The sequence below is a fragment of the Rhodococcus sp. R1101 genome (genome assembly GCF_000278445.1).
In the GTDB taxonomy this organism is placed as follows: Bacteria; Actinomycetota; Actinomycetes; order Mycobacteriales; family Mycobacteriaceae; genus Rhodococcus; species Rhodococcus gordoniae.
Genome location: NZ_AJVB01000954.1, coordinates 1 through 425, shown reverse-complemented (window position 1 = coordinate 425; position 425 = coordinate 1). Strand labels below are relative to the sequence as shown.

General features: G+C 72.7%; 1 pseudogene. It reads right to left on the bottom strand.

The window, feature by feature from the left end:
* Positions 1-12 precede the first annotated feature (12 nt).
* A pseudogene (locus tag R1101_RS29090) lies at positions 13-425 on the bottom strand (aromatic ring hydroxylase); the annotation flags it as partial.

The window sequence follows — 425 nt, the reverse complement described above, 5'->3', positions numbered from 1 at the left end:
CGATCCGATCGCTCAGGCCTGCGGGGCGAGTTCCTCCACGCGCAGCGGCGAGGTGTCCGCGGCGGCCGCGATGGCCTCCTCGAACTGCCGGCGGTCGACCTGCGAGCCGAGCACCAGCGCCAGTCGCGTCAGGAAGCCCTCTCGGTCGTCCTCGGCGGCCTGGTCCAGGGCGGTCGACAGACCGAGCCAGACGTTCTCCCGTCGCTGATCGTCCTCGGTGACCTGCTCGGCGGGGCGGGCCGGGAGTTCCACACCGGCAGGAGCGGCACCGGAGCGCAGGGACGCCGCGACACCGTCCAGGTCGGCGACCGGCACGCGGCACAGCAGCAGACCGTCGGGGCGGATCACGAAGACCTCACCGGCCGTCGCGCCGAGTGCCTCGACGAGATCGGGTGCATCGAGGAGCGTCACACCGTCCACCTCTG